General features: G+C 35.4%; 11 protein-coding genes. 2 read left to right on the forward strand and 9 right to left on the reverse strand.

The window, feature by feature from the left end:
• Window positions 1–84 precede the first annotated feature (84 nt).
• Window positions 85–3,456, reverse strand: coding sequence for a T9SS type A sorting domain-containing protein (locus HNS40_RS19430; protein WP_172284023.1), 3,372 nt, complete (start codon window positions 3,454–3,456; stop codon window positions 85–87).
• Window positions 3,457–3,655: 199 nt separating this feature from the next.
• On the opposite strand from HNS40_RS19430, the gene HNS40_RS19435 reads away from it, so the two are divergent.
• Window positions 3,656–4,219: a MarR family winged helix-turn-helix transcriptional regulator gene (locus HNS40_RS19435; protein ID WP_172284026.1), complete on the forward strand. Its 564-nt coding sequence runs from the start codon at window positions 3,656–3,658 to the stop codon at window positions 4,217–4,219.
• 64 nt (window positions 4,220–4,283) lie between these two features.
• Here HNS40_RS19435 and HNS40_RS19440 read toward each other — a convergent pair whose 3' ends face one another.
• The 7 genes from HNS40_RS19440 to HNS40_RS19470 form a co-directional block, all read right to left on the reverse strand.
• Complete coding sequence (locus tag HNS40_RS19440; RefSeq protein WP_172284028.1) at window positions 4,284–4,499, reverse strand: hypothetical protein; 216 nt, start codon at window positions 4,497–4,499, stop codon at window positions 4,284–4,286.
• A 131-nt stretch (window positions 4,500–4,630) separates the two neighbouring features.
• Window positions 4,631–7,429, reverse strand: a complete 2,799-nt coding sequence (locus HNS40_RS19445) for a LamG-like jellyroll fold domain-containing protein (RefSeq protein ID WP_172284030.1) — start codon at window positions 7,427–7,429, stop codon at window positions 4,631–4,633.
• A 343-nt stretch (window positions 7,430–7,772) separates the two neighbouring features.
• Window positions 7,773–8,006 (reverse strand): hypothetical protein, encoded by a 234-nt coding sequence (locus tag HNS40_RS19450; protein WP_172284032.1) that lies wholly within the window; start codon window positions 8,004–8,006, stop codon window positions 7,773–7,775.
• Window positions 8,007–8,183: 177 nt separating this feature from the next.
• The gene (locus HNS40_RS19455) at window positions 8,184–12,539 is read right to left on the reverse strand and encodes a T9SS type A sorting domain-containing protein (protein WP_172284034.1); all 4,356 of its coding nucleotides are present in this window, start codon (window positions 12,537–12,539) and stop codon (window positions 8,184–8,186) included.
• Between the two features lie 129 nt (window positions 12,540–12,668).
• On the reverse strand, window positions 12,669–14,318 hold the full coding sequence (locus tag HNS40_RS19460; RefSeq protein WP_172284036.1) for a tetratricopeptide repeat protein: 1,650 nt from the start codon (window positions 14,316–14,318) through the stop codon (window positions 12,669–12,671).
• An 80-nt stretch (window positions 14,319–14,398) separates the two neighbouring features.
• Window positions 14,399–14,638, reverse strand: a complete 240-nt coding sequence (locus HNS40_RS19465; RefSeq protein ID WP_172284038.1) for a hypothetical protein — start codon at window positions 14,636–14,638, stop codon at window positions 14,399–14,401.
• A 134-nt stretch (window positions 14,639–14,772) separates the two neighbouring features.
• Window positions 14,773–17,724 (reverse strand): LamG-like jellyroll fold domain-containing protein, encoded by a 2,952-nt coding sequence (locus HNS40_RS19470; RefSeq protein WP_172284040.1) that lies wholly within the window; start codon window positions 17,722–17,724, stop codon window positions 14,773–14,775.
• Between the two features lie 128 nt (window positions 17,725–17,852).
• Between HNS40_RS19470 and HNS40_RS19475 the strand changes: the two genes are divergently transcribed.
• Entirely contained in the window at window positions 17,853–19,577 is a 1,725-nt protein-coding gene (locus HNS40_RS19475; RefSeq protein ID WP_172284042.1) for an AraC family transcriptional regulator, read from the forward strand.
• Here HNS40_RS19475 and HNS40_RS19480 read toward each other — a convergent pair.
• Window positions 19,563–19,799, reverse strand: coding sequence for a hypothetical protein (locus HNS40_RS19480; protein WP_172284044.1), 237 nt, complete (start codon window positions 19,797–19,799; stop codon window positions 19,563–19,565). The two genes, HNS40_RS19475 and HNS40_RS19480, sit on opposite strands and share 15 nt — an antisense overlap.
• Window positions 19,800–19,979: the final 180 nt, after the last annotated feature.

Genomic DNA, 19,979 nt, shown 5'->3' on the forward strand with positions numbered 1-19,979 from the left:
TTGCTTCGCTCTGCTCGCAATCTCAGAATGTTCATTGCGAAGATGGTCATTGCGAGGAGGAACGACGAAGCAATCTCTATAAACCTACTTCAAAACTACTTTCTGAACTATAGTTTCATTATCTGAAACCAATTGTACAAGGTAAGCCTCTTTAGCATTTGAAAGGGAAATACTCTGTAATTCTTGCTGGCTTAATGAACTAGAATACACCACTCGTCCTGCTAAATCATATATTACTACTGAATTAAACTCATTAGAGGAGGTCTGACGAATATAAACTTGTCCATTGTGAGCATATACTTGTGCTTCTTGTTCAACGAGTTCATTTGTTGCGGTAGCTTTAAGATGTAGTATGAAACGCTCCTCTGAATCATTAGTATTCCAATCAAAGCTATAAGCTCCTTTACTTAGGTCGTAGAAGAGGTTTAGTTTGGTATCTTCTAGTTCAACTAATGAAAACCCATCCATTTCTTTTATGCCTATCTTATAGTTTCCACTTTTCTGATTTCTTAGACCTAACTGTATGATTTCCGATTCTGGTCTTACATCAATAGAGAGATATTTTTCTCCTGTAATAGAGAAAAGTTGACATGAACCAACTGAATTATTAAAGAACTTGTATGCATCGAATCTTTTTTCATATAATTGATTTGCATTTGCATGGAATTTAATGCATAGCTCATCAGAGGAGCCATTTGTTATGGCTTCTAAAATAATTCCATTTTTGATATCTTGTTCAGACTTATAATAGGTTGAAGCTCCGGAATGTGTTCTGTTAGCATTGGTCAAACTTATATCAGTTCCATCATCTCCAGCATCAACAACCACAAAGAATGCTTGCATGGGTGGAATAAACTGCGTACAGCCATTGGAGCTACTACCATTATTCCAGCTGATATATTTTCCATAAGTGCCATCCCCATTGTTAAAGTCTGGATTCCAGATATAAACAGCTCCCCAATCATTATCCAGGCCGATCCAATCTATGCTTGATGGATATGGGTTTCCAATCAAGTTTGCTCCTTCAAAGGTATCAGGATCTGATGAATATTCCGTAAATGAAACAGAATGAGTAATGGTTCCATTATTAGGTGTTCCGGTAAAAGTATGGGTAGTTTCACCATCCTCAGACCAAAAGCCAAAACCTTTTCCTGGAGTTAATGGTGCGTCTAGTTCAGTAATATCGATCCAATCGGCAGATGTTTCATTCCAGTTTTGTAAGTAATCAAATTTAAACATCCCACTCTGAGCACCCGCAACAGGAGATGAAATTAAATGCCATTGCCCATTGGAGATAGTTCTTTGGGCAGTGAAAATACCATTATTGGTGATGGTTCCAGTGGTAATTAAAGAACCTCCATCCTCAATGGTTAATGCAGCTCCAGATTCAATTATAATATTATGGCAATCGGCTGTTCCATTAGAAGCAATTATTGGATCTATAGGCAAATTAGGGATTATTACATTGGAATATTCTGTTGGTTTTATGTCATTACTCCAGTTTTCAGGAGTATTCCATGCAGCTGTAGACGCACCAGCATCCCATTCTAATGTAGTGAAAGGATCTTCTCCATACTTAAATTCATAAGCACCCATATCAATTATACCAGATGAACTAGCATCTGTTTTTAGTAATTTTCTACCATAACCTGTTCCTCTTATATCGTAAGTTTCGCTATTTACGGCATCATTGCCCACATCGGCACATGGAGATAGACTAGTTATTCTGTAATCATCACTATTGACATCAGCAAATAGTGGATTACTATTAATATTTCCGACTCCTGTATATCCACCTTCAATATTTGAATATGTAACATTTATTGTAGCACTGCTTTGAGCTGATATTTGGCCATCAGGATTATCCCAAAAAATACTATTACTGATAGTAACGGTAGCAGAAGAACCATAAGCAACATACGCCATATCTTCATTATTATTAAACGTGCAGTTAATTATTTGTAGTTCTGTATTCGAGCTTCCCCAGTCATAAATAGCTCCGCCCTCGTATGCTGCTGTATTATCATAAAAAAGACAATTGGTTATTTCAGACTCTATAGATCCATTGGTGGAAGTTGCAAAATTTGCGATCGCACCTCCATATCCAGTTGTTGAATTGCCTTGAAAAATGGTGTTTTTAATCTCAGGGTTAACAATTCCATTTTGACCATAATTTTGAATGGCTCCACCGCCTAACTCATACAAACCTGCCGAATTATTGATAAAAGTACAATCATCTATTGTGGGACTTGCTTCGCCGCTGCTATAGCCATGGTTGTGCATAGCACCGCCATCATAGTCACAAGAATTTCCATTAAATGTGCAATTTGTAAAGGTCGGACTTGCTGTGCCTGCCCCCTCGCCATAGTTATAGACACCTGCCCCATAATCAGAAGCAGTATTTGCATTGATATTACAGTTTGAAAAAGTCGGACTTGAAGTTCCTCCATTTCCATAGTTGCAAATCCCACCTCCATAACTACCTTCATTCCCACTTATAGTAGAGCCTGTAAAAGTAGGGCTTGACACTGCTGTTCCAGAAGATTCCGTAGCATCATTACAGACTCCGCCACCATAATTAGCTGTATTATTGCTTATGGTACAATCAGTAAAAGTAGGGCTAGCTGTTCCATCCTGTCCATCATTATATATCCCACCGCCATCAACTGCTGCTGTGTTATTGCTAATGTCGCAATCAGTAAAAGTAGGGCTTGCAACACCACCAAATTCTCCCTCATTGTTTACACCTGCCCCATAGCCATCGGTTGTATTATTTGTTATAGTGCAGTTTGTAAAAGCAGGACTGCTTGCGCCGGCAGTACTTGGTGAAGGCGGGGTTGGGGTGTCATGATAATTTGCCAGATTTAATACACCGCCGCCCTGGTAATAGGCATAATTATAGGTAATAATGCAATTTGTAATTTTCGGGTTACTACTATTGCCATTACCTGAGCCATCGTTATAAATGCCACCCCCGCAGGCGCTTTCGATATCAGTTGTTCCACCATCTGCGTAACCTTTGGTTATTGTAAAACCATCCAAGATGGTTTCGCTGGATGCGTTGGTAAATTTTACCACGTGGTATGAATTGTCGGTATTGTCTCCGCCAGTGCCAATATCTCCACTCAGAATGGTTTCATTTGCCCCGCCTAATCCAAAGTCAGTCCTTTCGGAAACAGCGGATTCAGTTCCGGCAAAACCGCCATAGACTTCTACACCACTTGGAATTTCAAAAGAGATGGTTCTGGTTGTTGTTAAAGTAGGTTTATATATACCTTCTGCAACCCAAATTTCATCTGTTGAAGATGCAGCACTGAGAGCACTTTGTAAATCGGTGTATGCATTTGTCCAACTGCTTCCATCGTTGCTTTCTGTTGCATCAATATCCACATAGATTATTGAAGAAAATAGGGTAAGGCTTATCAATAGCAGGATGGTTGTAAATAAAGGTTTCATTTTATTCAATTTTAGTTAATACTTATTTAATCGTTGTTCGCTTACTTTTAAATTTATTGGCCGCATAGAGTAGGAATTTAAATTGCTTATCCAATATTTCAATTTTAAAAGACCAATAAATGTATGTAATTGAATCAAATATAATATAATTAAATCAAATACACAATAATATACTCGAAAATCATATTACTTTTGTAAAATGAATCAAAGCTTAAATATTTTAAAGGAATTAATCAGTCATCTTGAAAATTTTGCACAGACTCATTCTTCTCATGAGCCTAAGCTTTCAGAATTTTTAGCTTATGTAGAAAGTGAACTTTCAGAAAATAGCGAAGAAGAGAATCCTCAAGATCATAAGAATGGAGAGTTATTCTTTAGGTTATTATCTATTAGTCGAACTCTTAAATATGAAGTAAAAAGAGCCTTAAAGACAAGTCTTATTTCAACATATGAAGAATATAGTTTTATGATTCATATACATCATTTAACGAGTATTCGTAAAATGGAGCTTATCAAAATGCATTCCATGAATGGTCCAAGTGGAATAGAGGTTATTAGAAGATTAATCAAGCTTAAATTGATTGATGAATTTGATGATTCAAAAGATAAAAGAGCAAAACTGATAAAGTTGAGCGAACTAGGTGAGAAAGAAATGACTAAGGTTTCGTCTTTGATTGAAGAGCTTATTGATGAAAATGGTGCTTCTCTAAATATGAAAGAAAAGGCTAATATGATTATTCTGTTGAAAAAACTGATGAAATAATATAATAACAAAAAGCATGAGTGATTTTCTCATGCTTTTCGTTTTTAGAATCTGGGATAATGATTCATTCTTTTCTGAAGTATTGTTTTCCAGTATAAATACCTGCAGCTGCAATCATAATAATAAGACCACCACCAATGGGAGCACCACCCCCCACTGGAGTATTCCCTCCGCCTGCAGCACCATTTCCATTATTAGGTGGAGGAGGAGTTTGAGCAAAAGCAAATGCTGTGAATATTAAAAATGCTGCTGTGATGGTTATTTTCTTTATGTTTTTCATTGTTCTTTGGTTTTTCAATTTTTAAATTTGTCATAGTTTGTTTGAGATTGCTTCGCTCTGCTCGCAATCTCAGAATGTTCATTGCGAAGATGGTCATTGCGAGGAGGAACGACGAAGCAATCTCTATAAACCTACTTCAAAACTACTTTCTGAACTATAGTTTCATTATCTGAAACCAGTTGTACAAGGTAAGCCCCTTTAGCATTTGAAAGGGAAATACTCTGTAATTCTTGCTGGCTTAATGAACTAGAATACACCACTCGTCCTGCTAAATCATATATTACTACTGAATTAAACTCATTAGAGGAGGTCTGACGAATATAGACTCGACCATTAGAACTATATACTTGTGCTTCTTGTTCAACGAGTTCATTAGTTGCGGTAGCCTTAAGATGTAGTATGAAGCGCTCCTCTGAATCTTCCATATTCCAATCGAAGACATATATTCCAGTACTAAGATCATGGAAAGTATGTAGTTTGGTGTCTTCTAATTCAGCACTTGCAATGCCATCAGTTTCTAACATGCCAATAGAATATTTACCATTTGCTGTATTTTGAAATCCTAATTGAACAATTTCGGTTTCTGGACGAATATCAATAGATAACTTTTCATAATTTGATAAAGAATAAATTTGGGATAAATTTTCTGTATTGCTTAGAATTTTATAAGCATCTTTATCTAATTCAAAATTATCTGAGCTCTCTTCTTTAAAGGCAATGACTAGTTTGTCTTTATATCCATTAGATTGTGTATAAACTATTATACCATTTTCAATAGTTTGTATAGCTTTCTCAAAACCATCAGCTCCATCATGAGTTCTCATAGAGTTTGTTAAAGTAAATGTTCCAGAACTACTAGGTAATACAAAGAAACCTTGACATGGTGCAGCATATCTGGGGGCTAAACCAAATCCTCCAGTAGCAGGATAAGCTTCATAAGCTGTTCCATTCCATGTATACTTTGCACCGTAGCCACTCACTAAATCCCAATCGATAGCCGAGGGATAGGGGTTTCCCACAGCATTTGCTTTATTATAGCTTCCTCCAGAACCAGATGTGGTAAGACTAATGCTTTGATCTCCATCGTTAGGATCTCCAGTAAAGCTATAGGAAGCTTTAGCATGAGTTCCAAAGAAGCCATAGGCTTTCACAGGTGTGAGTGTAGTATTTTCATCATCTATTTGCTCCCATAGTCCTGTAGATTCGTTCCAGTTTTGTAAATAATCTCCAAAGAAGAGATTAGCTGTGGTATTATTATTTGGGGCGGATATTAAATGCCATTTACTATCATTTGTTAAGGTTTTGTTTAGGGTAAAAGTTCCATTAATAAACTCGTTTCCTTGTGCAATAAATGAAGCTCCATCATTTAAAGTAAAACTAGCACCTGTTTCAAGGAAGAAGAGGTTGCAATCGAAAGCCGTACTTACTATTGGATCACTTCCTGAAAAAGCATATACACCAACATTATCTACAATATCATTTTCAGGGTCTGAAGGCGCTATACCACGACTCCAGTTTGCATTTGTAGATTCAGAATTAGAACTAGTATTGAGCCATGTATTAAAAGCTGTTGATACTACGGATGTAATATTAGCAGGAGCTCCATCGTAATTTGCTGAGGCTATATTGTTAGCTACATTACCATTATCCAAATTATAATACATAACCAGACCATCCTCATTTCCAATTAAAGTTTTGTTCATGTTTTCGCGTATTTCAGCCTCGCTACGTACATCAGTCCAAATACGAACTTCATCAAGTTGTCCATTCAAAACTTCTGAAGGGCCATGGTAAGCTCCTAATAATCCATTATAGACAATTGTAGGTAAGTTTACATTTGCAGAAGTTCTTTGATTAGATAATACTCCATCCACGTAGGTTTTAAATCCATTGGTGGTATTTTTCTCCCAAGTACAAGCAATATGATGCCAGTTTCCATCTTCCAAAACCGCGTCAGAACCGATAAGTACTCCATTCGCTGACCCTCCATCTGTGGAAATTATAAATTTCGGATTAGAACCTCCCCAACCAGCTACTACGTAGTCACTTCCATAGCTTACATCGAAACCTTGAAACCGAACTGCAGATTGCAAAACACTACCTTTAAACCAATATTCTATACTAATGGCAGTTCCTCCTGAAAAATTGTTATGATAAGGATCGTTGCCTAAGCTTACCCAACTTATTGATCCATTAAAGCTATAGCAGTTTTTTGGGCCAAAAAAGGCAGAAGAAGGGATGGCATGGTCAGTAAAGTTAATTCCCAAAAGCGTTCCATTATAATTATTCGCTGTTTCATCATAAAGCGTCGTACCACTTGTTTGATTAAATTTGTAATAAGCCACTAGGTTATCCTCGTTGCCAATTAACTCTTGATACATTCTAGTTCTAATATTTGATTGATCCAAAGCTACATTCCATATACGGACCTCATCAATGATACCATCTGTTAATGGCCTACCACCTAGGTTGTCAGATGCTCCAATAAATGTGTTTGTAGATGGGGCACTAGGACCAGATCCGGGACTGGTAAAAACTAGAGTTCCATCTAGGAAAGCTCTTGCTGTGCCTGCTAGATCTATACTGAAGGCTACATGATGCCAATCTGTTCCTATATTTATTCCTGTAGGAATCCATCTTATATTATCATATATCAGAATGAGTTCATTGCCTGAATGCTCAAAATCTCCTGATCCAACGCCTATTGCATAACCATTTGAGCCACCTCCTATATTTATAAATGTGCCGCTTTCAGTCAAACTAGGTAGGTTTATCCAACATTCAGCAGTTATATTAATTGTTCCTAAGCCCATGTTTGAGGGAATACTAATAACGTCGCTACTAAAAGTTAAGGCATTGTTCTGGGCAGTAGAGGAGAGGCTAATTCCAAAAAAAGTAAGAATGATCAGCGTGTAAAAGTTCTTTTTCATAATATAATTTTAAAAATGTTCAACTGAATTATTATAACATTAAAAAAAAGCAAAAAGAACATAGATGCATGAATATCAGCGGTTAGGGCATTTGGTTTTTTAACGATAATAATATCTAATTGTACGACTATGTGCAAAATTAAGAAAAAAAAATTAAAAATCAAATGAAAAACTCATTTTTAATATTGGCTCATTTTGAGTTATAAATCACCCTAAAATAGTTTAGTCTTATGCCTATTATATTTCTGCATTGGAAATTATAGGAAAAAAAAACAGACCCAAAGCCAGTTAAAAAGTAAGGGTTTCGCTTCAAGCGAAACCCTTACTGGTTGTTACTTAATTCCTAAGCTTCGATTTTATAATCAGGCACCTGATTTCGCCATTTAGTAAAACCATAAGCTCCGGCAGTAGCTAATAAAATTAATAATCCACTTCCAATAGGAGCACCACCACCAACAGGAGTTGTCCCACCACTACTGGTTGTTCCATTATTGGGTGGAGGAGGGGTTTGAGCAAATAAAGTACTCATGGCGAATACTAAAACGATTATTCCGATGTATTTTTTTATGTTTTTCATAATTCTTTTTTTCAATTTTTAATTCTTGTTTGGTTTCGGATGTTGGATGTCCGGTGACAGATGTTTGGTGTTACTTCCAACTTTAAGCTTTCGGCTTCGGACTTCAGGGCTGCAATCCTTTCGCTCTGCTCAAGGCGTGCATCCCTTTACTTCCGGCTTCTGGCTTCCGACTTCCCACTATTCCAATATTACTTTTTCTACTAGTGTTCCATTACTCGAAACCAACTGTACCAAATATGCTCCCTGCAAATGACTCAAGTCGAAGCTTTGAAGATTTTGCTTGCTTAGATTATTCTCGTAAACCAATCTACCTGCCAAATCGTAAACCATGATTTCATCAAATTCTTCTGCATCATCCATTCTAACATAAACCTGGCCATTGGCAGTATAAACTTGTACATCTTGTACTACCAGTTCTTCTGTTCCAGTTGCTTTCAGATGTAATATAAAACGCTCCTCTGAATCTGTAGTTTTCCAATCGAAATGATATGGACTGGCAGCCAGGTTATGGAATTTATTAAGTTTGGTGTCTTCGAGCTCAACACTTCCGATATTCCCAATTTCTTTAACTTCTATGTTATAATTTCCATTCAGATTGTTTTTATAGCCGAGAGGAATTCTTTCAATATCATTTCGTACATCTATGGATAATTCATCATTACCTGCAAAAGACCATATTTCTGATTTGCCTGAAATATAGGCTTTTAGTTTTAATGCATCTCTGTCAAAATCGAATACCTGAGAGGCTTCCGGATGGTATCTAATTAAAAGTAAATCATCTCTATAGCCTGATTTTGCAGAGAGCAAGACCCCATTTTGCAATGATTTATCAGATTTATAGTAGCTGGTTGCACCACTATGTGTTCTCATGGCATTGGTAAAAGTGAAAGTAGATGGATCTCCATCGGGAACTACAATAAAGAAACCTTGCATAGGAGGAACATATCTGGACCCGGTTCCATAACTACCAGTTTGAGGGTAGGCCAGATATTCATCCCCATCCCAATAATAAACAGATCCAAATCCTGAGACCTCATCCCAATCAATACTGGAAGGGTATGGGTTTCCTAATAAATTGGCACCATCTCTGGTCGAGTCTTGTACGGAAGTGTATGAAATTGAAACTGATACATTGCCTGTATTGGGTGTTCCTGTGAATGCTAGTGAAGCTTTTGAAGTTGTATAAACTCCATATCCTCTTCCGGGAGTTAGGCTTGATGCCTGATCTGTTATTTCACTCCATGAAGCATTTGACTCATTCCAGTTTTGAAGAAAATTACCTGTGAAATAATTAGCAGTTGCAGAGGAGATAGGACTACCAAATAGATGCCAGGTATCATTTGTGATGGTTTTTTCAATATTAATTGTACCATTGTTAGTTATAGTTTCAGCAGTAATTAAAGATCCTCCAGAATTGACTGTAAGTATTGCACCATTATTAATAGTAAGGTTTTTACAGCTACCTGTACCACTGCTGGAAATAACAGGATCATTGCTTACATTTGGTATCAGTACATTATCTATTAGAGTTGAAGGTACTTCGCCACCCTCCCAATTGGTAGAAGTATTCCAGTCATTATTTGTTGCTCCACTCCAAGCATAGGTGCCGCCTTGCCATTTTAAGAATGGATAACCATCATTCGTATAATTATCCATTTGCCAGGTATTTGTAAAATCCCATCCAGAAGCAGTGAATGTAGACTGAGTTTTCATTTCGGAAGTGGTTAATCCAGTTCCGTCATCAAAAGAAGTACTTTGCCCGGAAGTTTCGGTATCCCAGAAGCAGTCTGTTATGGTATTATAATCACCCCAAGAGTAGTAATTATATGCAAAAAGCCCACCAGCATAATCACCTGGGTCACCTCCATTTGTAACGGCACCACTATTATAAGAATTTGAAATATTTATTGTTGCTTGTGCTCTCCCAACCAATCCACCGCTGAAACTTTCTCCATGGGTAGAAACTCTACTATAACAATTATTAATTGTTAGGGTTCCGTTTCCAACATATCCTACAAAACCACCTGCGTTGGTATAGTTACCAGTTACTGAACCAGAAGCAAAGCAGTTGCTAATTGTTGTGTTTCCCGATGAGGATCCTACAAAAGCTCCTACATTTCCCCAACAAGTAAAATCAACATTTACTAAGCCAAGGTTTGAGATACTTGCTCCATTTGTTGTAGTAAAAAATGCTCTTCCATAAATTTCTTTATTTATATATAAACCTGTTATTGTGTGGTATTGGCCATTATAAGAACCTGAAAATGATATGGCAGATAATCCTTCTCCTCCATTCCAACCGGAACTTGCAGAAGCATCAATATCGGCAGTTTGAATAAAATATTTATTCCAATAGCTGCTATTTTCAGAAAAATTCTTTAAATCTGTAAGATCAGCAATTACGTAAGGGTCAATAGATGTTCCTGAGCCATCAAACAGACTTACAAATGATGTTTCAAAACTCACCTGATTTCCGTAAAATGTTCCATTACCATTTGTAATATAGGCTCTAACATAATAAGTGGTCGAGGAGGTTAAATTTGAAATACTAGAACTAAATGCTCCAGTTGAACTAGTCGAACCTTCATCTGTGTGTGAGTTAGCAATTGTAGGATTCCCGGATGTACTCCAACATACACCATGAGCCGTTATGGGAGAGGCAACTGTTTGAATATTACCATTTCCAGTAGCTGTTGTTCCCGTAATATCAGACACTGCCTGAGTTGTTACCAGATATGAAGTTGTAAAACTAACTTGATCGCCATAAATTGTTCCTGTTTCATCAGTTATAAAAGCTTTAACATAATAAGTTGTTCCTGGTGACAATCCGGTAATATCTGAAGTAAAAGTACCTGTTGAGCCAGCGGAACCTTCATCTGTGGAAGAATCGCCGGTTGTTGGGTTGCCGGAAGTATTCCAACATACTCCATGAGCTGATATGGAAGTGGTTCCAATAGAAGTGATATTACCATTTCCTGTTGCAGTTGTTGTTGAAATATCAGATACAGATTGGGTACTTACTGTGCCTGGAGTTTCCGGACAATCATAGGTATAGCTTATATTTTCTGGTACTGCACCACCTTGTCCTGATTGTGCTTCTACAACTCCATTACTATTTTTAATCTGATATTCATTTTCGTAGGAATAGCTACCTGCTGTATATTGTGTTGTAATAATATCATCACAGGAAACTGAAAACTCATTGATCTGTGGACCAGAACCACTAGCTAAAGTTAAATTGGATAATACTGGAGAACTATTTATTAAAACATTTATACTACCACCATTCCAACCATCACCATAAGAGTCAGATAATTCTATAGTCCAGGTTTCGGTAACTGATGTTACTGCCGTAAAGCTTACTTGACTGCCATAGGATGTTCCTCCACTGTTTGTTGCATAGGCTCGTACATAGTAGGTTTGATTCTCAATTAAACCAGTTATGGAAGAAGTAAAAGTGCCTGTAGAAGAAGCAGTACCTTCTGTTGTTTTACTATCATCTGTAGTAGGAGTTCCGCTTGTATTCCAGCAAACACCGTGTTGAGTAACTACTGCATCCCCTAGGTTTGTAATATTTCCATTGCCTGTGGCGGTAGTAGCATCAATGCTGGAAACAGCTTGAGTTATTACTGTAGGTGGATCAATTTCCCGATAGTGGTAAGCGTACACTCCACCACCCTCAGAATACCCAACAATATTATCAGTTCCATCTATACCACATGCTTGTTTGCCTCCGGTTTCGTCATAATTAAGTAGCGAAAAATTACCTGAAGATATTTCATACAAAAAGTTGACTTTATAACTTCCTGATGTTTCATAATATGCCAATACATGAGTTGCATCAATTCCTTCTATGTTTGTCGATTCATACCAAGTCATTTGTGGACTATTAGGGTCACCATCTACTCCATAATCTATAGATGTCCATGTATCGGTACTCATATTATACATAAATCCTGTATTCACATTGGAGTAAGTATCACCACTATTTCCAACAATAATATTACCATAAATTCCTGTGAACTTTGTATTTAATGCACCTGGCCTGTCTATTGTCGTCCAGGTTCCTGTACCAGAGTTGTATAAGCACCCATGGTAATGACTATCTCCATCTTTGTAATAGCCCACATAATTGTTACCACTTACTCCCATCATTTCTGTTTCATTTCCTGATGTATGATCTAAAGTTGTCCAGGTTGAGCCATTATATCTGAAGCCATGAGAAACAGCGCTATTGTCTTTATAATAACCAACAATATTGCTTCCATCTATTCCTTGTGGATAAGTATAGTTTTCTCCAGGATAATTTAACAAGACAAAACTATTACCATCATTTGCAGTTTTAAATCCGTAAACAGCCATTGGGGATGAGATAAATGTATTTCCAACTATATTATCACCATCAATATCGTTTGCCCAAGTATCATTTCCTGAATATTGGAAATAGGTCATAGGCATGGGTTGGGCAGTTAAAAATGTATTCATTAAAATACAAAATAAAGTAATGAATGAAAAAAGGTATAAATTTTTCATAATATTTTTTTAATTGTTCTTTATAAAAGTAAGAAATATAAAGGGAATATAGTATTGAGATGTTCTCTCAAAAAAGAAAAAGCTATCTTAAAAAAGAAAATAATCATCAAAGCACGACGAAAACAGAGATTATTTTCTAAAAGAGGATAGGTCCTTAAATCTTTTAGGAGTGATGCCTGTATGATCTTTAAATATTCTGTAAAAGCTACTTACAGAATTGAAACCTGACATTTCTGCAATAGCATCCAATGTATAATTGTCAGAAGATTCATCAGTCAGCAATTCTTTTGCTTCTTCAACTCTCAATTGATTGATAAAACTATTGAAATTATTATTGGTGTTTTCTTTTATGGCCTTAGATATATAAGATTTATTGGTATTACATTTTTTTGCCAGATTCTCTATGGAGAACTTATTATTCAACCAGAATTTTTCAAGTTGAATTAAATCCTGTATTTGATTCCACAATTCAACATTTGTCTCATCATTATTTGATGTGTTTCTATTTTGAGAATGAAAATGCTCTGAATGTATAGTGTTTAATTGATATATTTTCCTATAAGACTTATCTAATCTTCTGTAAAGAATGAAAATCACCATTAATGTTATAAAAAGGATACTTCCGAAAATTATAAGAAAAATGATTTGATTTCTTCTTTTAATAATTATGCTTGTTTGCTCTTGAATGGTTTTTTGATCAGTGTCAGATTGGTATTTTATATGTAAGTCGTTAACCAGTTTTGTATTTTTTGCAGATTCTAGTGAATCTCTATAATTTGCATATTGTTGTAAATACTTATTTGCTTTTAATTTATCTCCATTTAGAATAGCCAGTCTTGTTTCCAGATATTTTATTTTAGAAGCAGTGCGGGAATTATAGATATTGATTGTTTTTAAAATTTGGTATGCCTGATCATATTCATTTAAAGCAATGAGGAGATTTACTTTTGTAGTCAGATATGTTGCTCTTAAGTATTCGAAATTGTTCTCCTCAATAATCTTTTCATTTTCCTTCAAATATTTTTCAGCCTTTTCTAACTCACCTAGTTCTATACAACACAGGATCAAATTATTCAATAACATTCCTCTTTCATAATGACTGGATGTTTGCAGGAACTCCAAATTAGATTTTTCCAAATTTTTTATGGCCTGTTCAAATTGATTTTGATCCATTCGAATTTTTCCCAGATTGTGATAGGCCAAACCTAAATGATGATGGTCATCAATACTTCGGAAATATTTCAAAGCACTATTTAGATAATCATGCGCTTGCTGTATTTGATTTAAATGATTATAAAGCAGCCCCATATTTAATTGGGTTTGTGCAATCCCCAAATAATTTCCTAATTCTTTATCAATTTGAATACACTTTAAGTATTGCGTAATAGCTTTATCATATTGATCGGTTAATTCATAATTGATCCCCAGATTATTCAGACAACTGGATTTAAATTTTAAATTTTGATGGGTATAATCTGAATTTAAGGCATTTAAATAAAATGAAGAACTGACAAAATAGTTTCCTTTGTAATAATAAGCTATTCCAATGAGATATTGACCAATGGCGATTATTGAATCATTGTCATTTTTTAATTCAGAAACCATTTTTTCGGCTAATATTATAGCTGAGTCTGGACGGTCAGACAAATATGATTTTATTTTATCAATTTTAATTTGATAGAAATCTTTCGGAAGCTTTTTTTCCTTATTGGCGTGCACATTAGATATGAAAATAGATATTAATAGAGTACTTAATATGTATTTAAATAGAGAAGACATAAAATATATTTATGCTAATTTAAACAAAAAGAAGCTGTTCTACAAATGCAAAACAGCTTCCCTTATTGATTTATTTAAATTTACGATTCTTCTTCAATAGTATATTCCGGTTTCTTCTTAAGATAACTTGCATATGCATAAGCTAAAGCAGCAGATGCCATTATCAGAAGTCCGCCACCAATAGGAGCGCCACCACCAACAGGAGTGCTTCCCCCGCTTCCGGTTGTTCCATTATTGGGTGGAGGAGGGGTTTGAGCAAAAAGAGTACTCATAGCGAATACTAAAACGATTATTCCGATGTATTTCTTTATGTTTTTCATTGTTTTTGGTTTTTCAATTTTTAAATTAGTCATAGTTTGTTTGTTTGAGTTTGCTTCGCTCTGCTCGCAATCTCAGAATGTTCATTACGAAGAAGGTCATTGCGAGGAGGAACGACGAATCAATCTCTATAAATCTACTTCAAAATTACTTTCTGAACTATAGCTTCATTATCCGAAACTAACTGCACCAGGTAAGCCCCTTTAGCATTACTTAAAGAAATACTCTGTAATTCTTCTTGTCCTAGTGAACTAGTGTAAACCACTCGTCCTGCTATATCATAGATATGTACCGTATGATATTCATTTGAGGAAGTCTGATGGATATAAACTTGTCCATCGTAACTATTTACTTGTGCTTCTTGTTCAACGAGTTCATCTGTTGCGGTAGCTTTGAGGTGTAGTATGAAACGTTCCTCTGAGTCTGTTGTTTCCCAATCGAACTGATAGGATCCTTGGCTTAGATTGTGGAAGGTGTTTTGTTTGGTGTCTTCTATCTCTGCTTGAGTTATGCCATTTATTTCTATCATTTCAATAGAATATTGACCGTTTTGATTGTTTTGATAGCCCAATTGTATCATTTCAGTCTCTGGGCGGCAATCTATGGCTAGTTTGGTTTCGAAGTATTTAGAGTAAAATTGTGAATTGCTTTCTCCTAAAGAAACGATCTTAAAAGCATCGTAGAAATAATCAAAATCATCAGCAGCATCATGTAGAAATCTAATCTTAAGTTGATCCTTTTGGTTGGTTGACAAAACAATTCCATTTTCAATTTTTGAAGATGATGATTTGTAAGATGTGCTAGCATTGTCATGAGTACGATTATCATTGTTAACAATAAAATTCAAACTTTTATTGGGGTCTAAAAAAATGAAGAATCCTTGCATGGGCGCAATTCCATATTCCGTATTTCCATTCCATTCAATATAATCACCAGGATTTCCAGGGTCTCCCGATTCTTCCTCTGGATTCCAAAGATAAATGGCACCATAGGTTTCGTTTAGGGTATTCCAATCAATAGAAGAGGGATAAGGGTTTCCAACTAGGTTGAACCCTTCACTATCATTACCAGTAGCAGTTGAACTTATTTCATAGCTCATTTCCCCATTATTAGGAGTTCCAGAAAACGAGAATGTGGTTTTTGCATCAGGAGTGTCAAAGAAGCTATAGCCTTTTCCAGAAACCATAGGGATATTTAAATCTGTGATATCTTGCCAGTTATGTGTGGGTTCATCCCATTGTTGTAGGAAATAATTGATGAATTTTGTGGTAGTAGTTGAGCTATTAGGTACAGAAATCAAATGCCATTTTGAGTCTTCAGCTATAGTTCTTTCTATATTTATAGAACCCGTTACCTCGTTATTTGTAATTAATGATCCACCTGATTTTATGGTAAAACTTCCCGATTTAGAATCATCATAGAAGAAATCACCATCCACAGTCATTCCATCACCAGCATATATAGTATAAGGGCTATAGAAAAATACATTATTATTAACCGTGAGGTTACCTGTGAAATCTAATGAAGAGTTGGCAGCAACAACTAGATTGTTCACAGTTAAATCTGAGGAATTGCTTGGTACGTTATTCAAATTTTCAATATGTACATTATCAGTGCTAGAGGGTACGGAACCACGACTCCAGTTAGAGACAGTTGCCCAACTGGTAGAGTTTGTATTAAGCCATGTGTTGAAGGCAGTGGATTCTACCCAATCAACATCTGTCATATTGGTTAGTGTTCCATCATTTCCATTACCTGAGAAGTCTTGCAATGTGGTTCCGGAAGTATTATCAAATGTAAAATACCCCAATAAGCCGGTCTCGTTACCTGTTAAAGACTTGCACATATTTACCCGAATTTCTTCTTCTGTTCGCACATCATTCCAAATTCTTATTTCATCAAGCATTCCATCCATAAAGTAGCTTCCTCCGGGATTAGCTCCATTTGCCGTAAATTCAGAATTTCCAAAACGCAATTCCATATCAGGATCTACTGTAGCAGTACTAGTATATGATCCTGAGCTTTTGAGCTCCCCATCTACATATAGGTATATTGTTTTTGTAGCTGCATTTCTAATAAATGCCATTTGGTGCCAAATGCCATCATTATAACTTTCTGTTGTTGATATATAGTCTATATTGTGAGCATCTTTTATATAAACTTTTCCATCGCTTCCAGTTAGTATTTGTAAGAAATTATTAATTTCCGGAGCTTTATTTTCAATTGTCGCTATAGCGTTCCAACTATCAGCATTTGTTGTATTAAACATAGCTTCAATGGTTATATTATCATTTAGGTTTACAAGAGCTGCGCCAGTTGTTACATAATCGTCATTACCATCAAAATCCAAACAATTTTTAGGTCCAAACATGGCAGGGGAGGTTTGCCATTCATTACCACCCATATTAGTTAAAGTTCCATCAAAACTTCCTTTTGAATCTTCTACGGTAGTACCTGATGTTTCATTGAGTTTATAATAAGCAACCAAGTTAGTTTCTCCTGATGGATTTGGTAGCTCCTGATACATATTTTGACGAATTTCACTTTCAGTTCTGATATCGCTCCAAACTCTTACTTCATCTAATTCACCATCATAGGGGTATAATGTTGAGTTTCCAAAACTACCACCTATTGTTAAGTCATCGTCATTATTGCCCCCTCCGAGAACAGTGCTCATCCAGGTGTGTTGACTATCATGTACACCATTAATATAAAAGTTAACATTATCAACTTCAGAAGTAATTGCTACATGATACCATTGTCCTGATTCAAAAGAGGTGTTTGTAATCATTTCGCCTCCAGTGGGATCATAGCTGTAGATTCTTAATCGTTTGTGGTCCCCATTGTCATCCCAATGCATTTGCCAATTACCTGATTCTTCAACATTATCATACCTTTGACCAAATAGCCCATCTAAGGTATTAAAGCTATTAGTTTTAAACCAGAATTCTAAGGTTTTTATTTCACCGCCGTAAGACGTTTGAACATAATCATCAATTCCGTCAAACTCCAATGCATTATTTTGTGAATATGATTGATAGCTTAATACTAAACAAAAAAAAAAGGCGAGAAAGTATTTACTTTTCATAATATTTGGTTTTAATAATTGTCGATTTTTTAATATGCCTTATAAAGATAGAAAAAAAAGGAATAATTATTCAAAATGACTTCTTATATTTGTTTGAATTGGTAAATCTTGACAATTTTATACTTATTATGACAAATAGAATAGCTATTATAAGTTTGATTTTTATGTTCTTAGCTTTTGAATCTGTACTTGCTCAATATTCAGAGAAAAAGAATATGCAAGAACTTAAAGGCTTAGAATTTAGAGAAGCTGTCCGTCTGTCTTTTGATTCTATTCGATTATTGCAAGACTTTGAAATAAAAGAAAAATTAGCCAATGATTTATTAGTATTAAGCAGCACAAGAGATGTTGAGACTTATATTGGGGCTTTGATTTTTAATGCAGAACATTTTCATAACAATTCCAATAAACTGTTTAAAGAAGCTTATCGTTTAGCTGAAGAGAATAATATGTTTGATGCAAAGTGCCTGGTAGAATATAGCAGAGCACAGTATTTTATCGAACGGAAACAATATGATTCAGCCATGATTTATATTCTTCATTATCGGGAAATGACACCTGAAGGATTCGATGGGGAAGGTTATAGAAACATCCTTAACCTATTAGGAGATATTTACTATCATGCAGGCTTGTATAAGCAAGCTGAAAAGGTTTATTTAAAAATGTATCATGCCTATGTTAAAGATGATATTTGGAATTTTTACCGACCTTTTGTAATGATGAATAATATGGGGCAAATTGCCTTAAAGAAAGGAGCATTCGATGAAGCACAAGATTGGTTTCAAAAGTCTTTGAAGAAAGCAAAACAGTATCTAGATACAGATTATAAAAACAATACTATTGCTTATATAAACATAAAACTAGCAGAAACAGCTATTCTTCAGGATGAACTACAGCTAGCAAGTAAATATTTAGCAGAAGTACAAAGTATACCTGAGGATGAAATATTTCAGGATGTAAGGCAAGAGTATATATATTTCCAATCGCTATATTTATCAAGGGAAGGGCAATTGAAAGAAGCTGAAATTTTGATGAGAAGCTTGATGCCTGAAGAAAATAGAAGTAATACATTCAGGCTTGTTCCACAGATTTATAGTGCCTATTCTGATATACTCTATGAAATGGGTCATTATAGTGAAGCCATAAAGTTCTATAAAAAGTATCATAGAATTAATGATTCTTTGCAAGTGGCTGAAAGGCTTTCTCAATCCATGATTATTTTAGCCAATGAAAACCATTTACAAACGCAGATAAAGTTAGGTGAATCAGTACGTAAATCTAAGCTTTTAATGCTTGGGATACTGGTATTGCTCATTTTATTGTCTTTGATGGTATGGTTATATTTAAAATTATATCAATCCAAGCTAAAACTAGTAAAGAGGAGCATCGATTGTCATTCTTCTAATGATTCTGTAAAGACTATAGAAAGGCTTGAAGAAAAAACAGCAGATAAAGCGAATGGAAAAGAAGTATTGAGGCACAAGAAAATCATTGAAGAGCTTAGATTTAAAATGCAGACTGATAAGATATATTTAAATCCTCAATTAAATATTCTAGAAACTTCTAAATTGCTAAATACCAATAGGACCTATTTGTCACAAGCCATTAATCATCAGTTGAATACCACATTTCCCAATTATATCAATGAGTATAGAATAAAAGAAGCCATTCGTTTAATCACTACAGGTTATGCAGAAAGTCACACCCAAGAAGCATTGGCTAAAAAATCTGGTTTTGCCAATAGAAGTGTATTTATTTCTGCTTTTAAAAAGAATACTGGGGTACTCCCATCATTTTTCATTGAGAACCATAGAAAGATGAAAAAGTCTAATCCTAATCTAATACCTGATTAGCAAAGCTTTTATTGGCACTTTGAATTTATAAACGCCATAAACTAACGCTGAAGCCGCAAAAATGAGAATTCCACTCCCTACAGGTGCACCACCCCCCACTGGAGTATTCCCTCCGCCTGCAGCACCATTTCCATTATTAGGTGGAGGAGGAGTTTGAGCAAAAGCAAAAGCGGTGAATAATAAAAATACTGCTGTAATTGATATTTTCTTTATGTTTTTCATTGTTCTTTGGTTTTTCAATTTTTAAATTAGTCATAGTTTGTTTGTTTGAGTTTGCTTCGCTCTGCTCGCAATCTCAGAATGTTCATTACGAAGAAGGTCATTGCGAGGAGGAACGACGAATCAATCTCTATAAATCTACTTCAAAATTACTTTCTGAACTATAGCTTCATTATCCGAAAC

The sequence above is a fragment of the Lentimicrobium sp. S6 genome, assembly GCF_013166635.1.
Taxonomy (GTDB): Bacteria; Bacteroidota; Bacteroidia; order Bacteroidales; family UBA12170; genus UBA12170.

What these genes read in the sequence shown, in the direction of transcription:
- HNS40_RS19430 (WP_172284023.1), bottom strand. Translation starts at nt 3,456, where the DNA reads ATGAAACCTTTATTTACAACCATCCTGCTATTGATAAGCCTTACCCTA.
- HNS40_RS19435 (WP_172284026.1), top strand. Translation starts at nt 3,656, where the DNA reads ATGAATCAAAGCTTAAATATTTTAAAGGAATTAATCAGTCATCTTGAA.
- HNS40_RS19440 (WP_172284028.1), bottom strand. Translation starts at nt 4,499, where the DNA reads ATGAAAAACATAAAGAAAATAACCATCACAGCAGCATTTTTAATATTC.
- HNS40_RS19445 (WP_172284030.1), bottom strand. Translation starts at nt 7,429, where the DNA reads ATGAAAAAGAACTTTTACACGCTGATCATTCTTACTTTTTTTGGAATT.
- HNS40_RS19450 (WP_172284032.1), bottom strand. Translation starts at nt 8,006, where the DNA reads ATGAAAAACATAAAAAAATACATCGGAATAATCGTTTTAGTATTCGCC.
- HNS40_RS19455 (WP_172284034.1), bottom strand. Translation starts at nt 12,539, where the DNA reads ATGAAAAATTTATACCTTTTTTCATTCATTACTTTATTTTGTATTTTA.
- HNS40_RS19460 (WP_172284036.1), bottom strand. Translation starts at nt 14,318, where the DNA reads ATGTCTTCTCTATTTAAATACATATTAAGTACTCTATTAATATCTATT.
- HNS40_RS19465 (WP_172284038.1), bottom strand. Translation starts at nt 14,638, where the DNA reads ATGAAAAACATAAAGAAATACATCGGAATAATCGTTTTAGTATTCGCT.
- HNS40_RS19470 (WP_172284040.1), bottom strand. Translation starts at nt 17,724, where the DNA reads ATGAAAAGTAAATACTTTCTCGCCTTTTTTTTTTGTTTAGTATTAAGC.
- HNS40_RS19475 (WP_172284042.1), top strand. Translation starts at nt 17,853, where the DNA reads ATGACAAATAGAATAGCTATTATAAGTTTGATTTTTATGTTCTTAGCT.
- HNS40_RS19480 (WP_172284044.1), bottom strand. Translation starts at nt 19,799, where the DNA reads ATGAAAAACATAAAGAAAATATCAATTACAGCAGTATTTTTATTATTC.